Annotated in this window: 3 protein-coding genes; 1 reads left to right on the forward strand and 2 read right to left on the reverse strand. The window is 73.0% G+C overall.

Annotated features, from left to right (window positions below; translation table 11 throughout):
* Positions 1–21 precede the first annotated feature (21 nt).
* Positions 22–1,722: a hypothetical protein gene (locus tag RQG84_RS15375; RefSeq protein WP_311210713.1), complete on the reverse strand. Its 1,701-nt coding sequence runs from the start codon at positions 1,720–1,722 to the stop codon at positions 22–24.
* A gap of 95 nt (positions 1,723–1,817) precedes the next feature.
* On the opposite strand from RQG84_RS15375, the gene RQG84_RS15380 reads away from it, so the two are divergent.
* Positions 1,818–3,020, forward strand: coding sequence for a polysaccharide biosynthesis protein (locus tag RQG84_RS15380; protein WP_311210714.1), 1,203 nt, complete (start codon positions 1,818–1,820; stop codon positions 3,018–3,020).
* 33 nt (positions 3,021–3,053) lie between these two features.
* On the opposite strand, the gene polA is transcribed toward RQG84_RS15380, so the two are convergent.
* Positions 3,054–5,717, reverse strand: a complete 2,664-nt coding sequence (gene polA / locus RQG84_RS15385) for a DNA polymerase I (RefSeq protein WP_311210715.1) — start codon at positions 5,715–5,717, stop codon at positions 3,054–3,056.
* Positions 5,718–6,052: the final 335 nt, after the last annotated feature.

Consider the following 6,052-nt stretch of genomic DNA (forward strand, 5'->3'; position numbering starts at 1 on the left):
CCTCAAGACGTCGGAAGTCTATCAGGGTCGTGGGTCAGTGGGGCGCCGTCGTGCGTCGCCGGTCGCACGCGTCGCTCGGGCGACGGCAGCCCGCACGCTCGCGAGCACCGCTCCCCCGACCACGACGGCCCAGACCACCCACACGGCGGTCATCGTCGCCCGGTCCGCGTCGGCGACCTCGACCTCCTTCGCGCCCTCGACGGCGTAGACCCGCAGGTCGGTGCCGCCCAGGCGCTCCAGGCCCCGCACCGACCGGGCGGCACGATCGGCGTCGGGAGCCGTGGTGTCGAGCACGACGATCCCGATGCCGAGCCGGGCCAACGCGCGGGGCACGTCGTCGGACGCCAGGGCGCGTCGCACGGCGGCGGCCCGCGGGTCCTCCCCCGCGACCGTGCGGCCGGACACGACGAGCCGGTCGTCGGTCACCGTCGGCCGGTCGAAGAAGCGACCCGCCGGGTCGAGCACCGGGCGGCGGGCGTTCCACGAGGGCGCGCGGTAGGCGGTGAAGGGCAGCACCGCGAGGTCGCCCTGCGCCGTCGATCGCTCGACGACCAGCCGCGCGGTCTCCCACGACCTGGGGTACTGCACGGGCTCCAGGCGCCCCCCGATCCCGTCGGCCAGCGCGGGAAGGATCGCCAGCGGCAGCAGCAGGCCTGCGACGGCGGGTGCCGCCGCGAGCCCGCGCGACCGGGACACGGCCACGAGCCGGTCGGTGCCGAGGCCGAAGCCGACCACCAGCGCAGGCGCCACGAGAGCGAGGTAGCGGGCCCCGTCGCGAAGCACCGCCGCCGGCCCGAACGCGGTCACCATGTCCTCCAGCGCCGTCGGGGCGAGCCACCCGGTGAAGGCGACGGCGAGACCGGCGGCCGCCACCAGGACCACGGCGACGAGGTCGGGACGAGCAGCCCGGGCCAGCACGCCCAGCCCGAGCAGGGCGACCGCCCACACCGTCACCGTCAGGACCACCACCAGGATCGATCCCCGGCCCTCGGGCACGACGTCGGCGTTCCAGATGCCCCCGAGGGAGAACGCCGTGCCCACGTGGCCGAGCAACCCCTCCGAGCGCAGCGCGAAGACCTCGACGCCGCCGGGGTCCGCCTGCACCGATCCGCGCAGGAACGACGAGACCAACCACGGTGCGTTGACCACCGCTGCCAGGACGGTGATCCGGACCAGCCCGAACCGCGCGCCGGCCAGGACACCCACGGCGAGACCCATGATCCCGCCGGCCGGCGTGAGCGCGGTCCCCGCCAGCGCCAGCACGACCGTGGGCAGTCGTGGATCGTCGCGGCGCAGCTCGGCCACCAGCCACAGGATCGCCGCGTAGCCGAGCAGCATGGGCCACTGGCCGATGGCGAGCCGCTCCAGCACGTACGGGTTCCAGATCGCGAGGGTCGCCGCGGCCATGCGGCCGGCGAGGCCCGCCGACGCGACCAGCCGTGCACCACCCACTCCGGCGAGGAACAGGGCACCCAGCAGGACCAGTCTCTGGACGAGCTGAGGGTCGACCATTGCCCCGAGCACGGCCACCACGGCGTCGGAGGGCACGGCGCGCGGCAGGGCCGACCCGAGCCCCCACAGGTCCGGACGGCCCAGGTCGAGACGCGGGACCCAGACCATGTCGTACGACAGCACGAAGCCCGGGCGGAACCAGGGCAGCCCCACGAGCACCGCCAGCAGCAGGCTCCACTGCAGGACGATCGTGCGGCGCCACGCGGCCATGTGCCTCCCTTGTCGAGGACAGACTAGGTGAGCAACCTTCCCCCGCCGGACGATTCGGCGAGGCGCGGGAACCAGGCCGTCGCTAGGGTTGCCCGGTGACGAGCACCAGCCACCGCCTCTCGAGCGGATCGACGGTGGCGCTCGGCATGATGGGGATGAACGTCGCGATCTACGGGTTCACCGTCGCGGCCGCCCGCAACCTGGTGCCGGCCGAGCTCGGCGCCCTGGTCGCCCTCCTCGGCATCCTGCTCATGGGCAACGTGGTGTCGCTCGGCATCCAGGCCGTCACGGCGCGGCGCATCGCCGTGGCCCCCGACGATCGCGCCGACGTGGTCGGGGTCGTGGTGCGGGTGACGGCCGCCGCAGCGCTCGCGGTGGGCGCCGTCGTGGCGCTGCTGTCGGTCGTGCTCGTGCCGTTGCTGCGCCTCGACTCGCCGTGGCCGATCGTGCTCGCCGGGCTGACCCTCGTGCCCCTCACCGTGATGGGCGCGCAGGCCGGGGTCGCGCAGGGCTCGGAGCGGTGGGGGTCCCTCACGGCGATCTACCTCGCGAACGGGCTCGGCCGCCTCGTCCTGGGGACGGCCGCCCTCCTCGTGGAGCCCTCCGCGACGTCGGCGATGGTGGGCATCGCCCTCGGGGCGTGGGTGCCCGTCCTGGTGGGCGCCCCGCTCCTGCGCGGCCACGTGCTGCACCCACGCGGGATCAGCCGCCGTCCGCTCGTGCGCGAGGCCGTCCTCGGCTCGCACGCGCTGCTCGCCTACTTCGTGCTGAGCAGCCTGGACGCCCTGGTGGCCCGCAACCGGTTCGAGGCCGACGAGGCCGGGCTCTACGCGGCCGGACTCATCCTCTCGAAGGCCGCCCTGTTCGCCCCGCAGTTCGTCAGCGTGGTCCTGTTCCCCGACCTCGCCCGCGACGAGACGCGCCGGGCCCGGACCCAGGCGGTGCTGGCCGTGGCGGGCCTCGGAGCCGTGGCCGTCGCGGCGACGGCGCTGCTGCCGCGGCTCGCGCTCGTGCTCGTCGGCGGCGAGCAGTATGAGGAGATCGCCGGTCGCTTGTGGCTCTTCGCCCTCGCCGGGTCCTGCCTGGCCGTCGTGCACCTGCTGGTCTTCGACGCGCTCGCCCGCCACGCGCACGGGGTGGTCGTGCTGGTGTGGGCCGGCGCCGCCGTGGTGGTGGGTGTCGCCTACGGGCTCGACGTGCACCTGACCGGGCTGGTGACCACCGTGGCCTCGGTCTCGGCCGTCCTGGCGGTCATCGTCTGGTTCGTCCCGGGGCGGACGACCGCACAGGACCACTGACGGTCCTCCATCCCGCGAGGGGCCACGCAGGGTTCAGTGCGCGGCCTCGTGCCACGTGCGTCCGGTGCCGACCGACACGTCGAGCGGGACGGACAGGTCGGCCGCCGCGGCCATCTGCTCACGGACCAGCGCCTCGAGCGTGTCGCGCTCGCCGGGGGCGACCTCGAGCACGAGCTCGTCGTGGACCTGCAGCAGCAGCCGCGACCGCAGGCCCTGCTCGCGCAGTGCGGCGTCGACGCCGAGCATGGCGACCTTGATGATGTCGGCCGCGGAACCCTGGATGGGAGCGTTGAGGGCCATCCGCTCGGCCATCTCCCGCCGTTGGCGGTTGTCGCTCACCAGGTCGGGCAGGTAGCGGCGTCGGCCGAGGATCGTCGCGGTGAAGCCGGTCTGGCGGGCCTCCTCGACGACGCCGTGCAGGTAGTCGCGCACACCGCCGAAGGTCTCGAAGTAGTCGTCCATGAGGCCCTGCGCCTCACCGGTGGAGATCTGCAGCTGCTGGCTCAGCCCGTAGGCCGAGAGCCCGTAGGCCAAGCCGTAGTTCATGGCCTTGATGCGGGCCCGCAGCCCACCGTCGATGTCGGTGGGCTCGCGCTCGAAGACCTTGGCCGCCATGACGGTGTGGAAGTCGTGGCCCGACCGGAACGCCTCGATGAGGTCGGCGTCCTCGGACAGGTCGGCCATGATCCGCATCTCGATCTGGCTGTAGTCGGCCGTCAGGAGCGTCTCGTAGCCCTCGCCGACGGTGAAGGCCTCGCGGATGCGTCGGCCCGACTCGGTGCGGATCGGGATGTTCTGCAGGTTCGGGTCGGCCGAGCTGAGCCGGCCCGTGGCCGCGATGGTCTGGAAGTAGGTCGTGTGGATGCGACCGTCGGGCTGCACGGTCTTCTGCAGGCCCTCGACGGTCTGCCGCAGCCGGGTGACGTCGCGGTGCGCGAGCAGGTGCTCGAGGAACGGGTGCTCGGTCTTGACGAACAGCTGCTGCAGCGCCTCCGCGTCGGTGGTGTAGCCGGTCTTGGTGCGCTTGGTCTTGGGCATGTCGAGCTGGTCGAACAAGACCTCCTGCAGCTGCTTCGGCGAGCCGAGGTTCACCTCGCGGCCGATCGCTGCGTAGGCCTCGTCGGCCGCGGCCACCATGCGCTCGGTGAACTCGGCGTGCAGCGCGTCGAGGTGGTCGGTGTCGACCGCGATGCCGGCGGTCTCGGCCCGGGCGAGCACGTCGACGAGCGGCAGCTCGACGTCGTCGAGCAGGCCGAGGGACTCCTGCTGCTCCAGCTCCTCGCGCAGCACGGTCCAGAGGTCGAGGGTGGCGCGTGCTCGCTGCGCGGCCCCCTCGGCGCCGGCCGTGTCGTCGTCGAACGCGAGCTGCCCGGAGTCGTCGCCCACCGCGATGTCGCGCTTGAGCGAGCGCAGGGCGAGGTCGGCGAGGTCGTACGAGCGCTGGTCCGGTCGCACCAGGTAGGCGGCGAGCGCGGTGTCGGCGACGAGACCCTGCATCGTCCAGCCCTGCGCGGCGAGCGCGTGCAGCTGCCCCTTCGCGTCGTGCATGACCTTGGGCCGGCTCGGATCGGCCAGCCACCCCTGGAGCGCGGCGTCGTCGTCGGGTCCGAGGGACTCCGGGGACAGCGAGACCGCGCGTCCGCCGGGCGTGGCGATCGTGACGGTGTCGACGCGCGGGCCCACGGGCCTCAGGACGCCTGCCACCTCGACGCCGACGGCCTCCTCGCCCAGGTGCTCGTCGATCCACGCGGCGAGCTCGCCCTCGCCCGGCAGGTCGACCTCGACCTCGACGGAGGCCGCGTCGGTGGTGGCCTCGTCGCCGCCACCGAGGTACTCGAAGAGTCGCGTGCGCAGCGCCGCGAACTCGAGCGCGTCGAAGACCTGGTGGATGGCGTCGCGGTTCCACTCGGTGCTGAACGCCAGGTCGGCGGGCTTGGCCGGGAGGTCGAGGTCGCGGACGAGCGCGTTGATGCGCCGGTTGCGCAGCACCGAGTCGAGGTGCTCGCGCAGGGACTCCCCCGCCTTGCCGGGGACCGCGTCCACGTCGGCGACGAGCGCCTCGAGGGAGCCGTGCTGGTTGATCCACTTCGCGGCGGTCTTGGGACCCACGCCGGGGACGCCGGGCAGGTTGTCGCTCGTCTCGCCCACCAGGGCGGCGATCTCGGGGTAGTGCTCGGGCGTGACGCCGTACTTCTCCTCGACGGCCGCGGGGGTCATGCGCACGAGGTCGGAGACACCCTTGCGCGGGTACAGCACCGTGGTGGTGTCGGTGACCAGCTGGAGGGCGTCGCGGTCGCCGGTGCAGATCAGCACCTCCATGCCGGCGGCCTGCGCCTGGGTGGCGAGCGTGCCGATGATGTCGTCGGCCTCGAAGCCGTCCTTCTCGAAGCTCCTGATCCCGAGGGCGGCGACCACGTCCTTGATGAGCGTGACCTGGCCCTTGAACTCGTCGGGGCTCTTGGCTCGGTTGCCCTTGTACTCCGCGTACTCCTCGGTGCGGAACGTCTGGCGCGAGACGTCGAACGCCACGCCGACGTGCGTGGGCTGCTCGTCGCGCAGCACGTTGATGAGCATCGAGGTGAACCCGAACACCGCGTTGGTGTGCTGGCCCGTGGTGGTGGAGAAGTTCTCCACGGGGAGGGCGAAGAAGGCACGGTAGGCGACGGAGTGACCGTCGATCAGCAGCAGTCGATCCACGCGCTCGACTCTAGACGCTCCGACCGACACGGCTCGGTGTGCGGGGGCGGGCGATGGCGGCCACCGGCGCTGCGTGCGTCTCGGGCCTGCTGCGGCGCCGGTCGCGGTCGTCGCGGCAGCGGCTCGGTGCACCACCTGCGGGGCTTCGACGTGCTGCTGCGGTTCCTGGTGTTCGTCTCGACGTGCTGCTGCGTCGCCTGCGGAGGCACCGGCTCGCTGCTGCGCTGCTTGCGAGGGCTTCGACGTGCTGCTGCGTCGCCTGCGGGGGCTTCGGCTCGCTGCTGCGCTGCTTGCGGAGGCATCGGCTCGCTGCTGCGCCGCCTGCGAGGGCTTCG

The sequence above is a fragment of the Aeromicrobium sp. WCS2018Hpa-31 genome, assembly GCF_031843905.1.
Lineage (GTDB): Bacteria > Actinomycetota > Actinomycetes > Propionibacteriales > Nocardioidaceae > Aeromicrobium.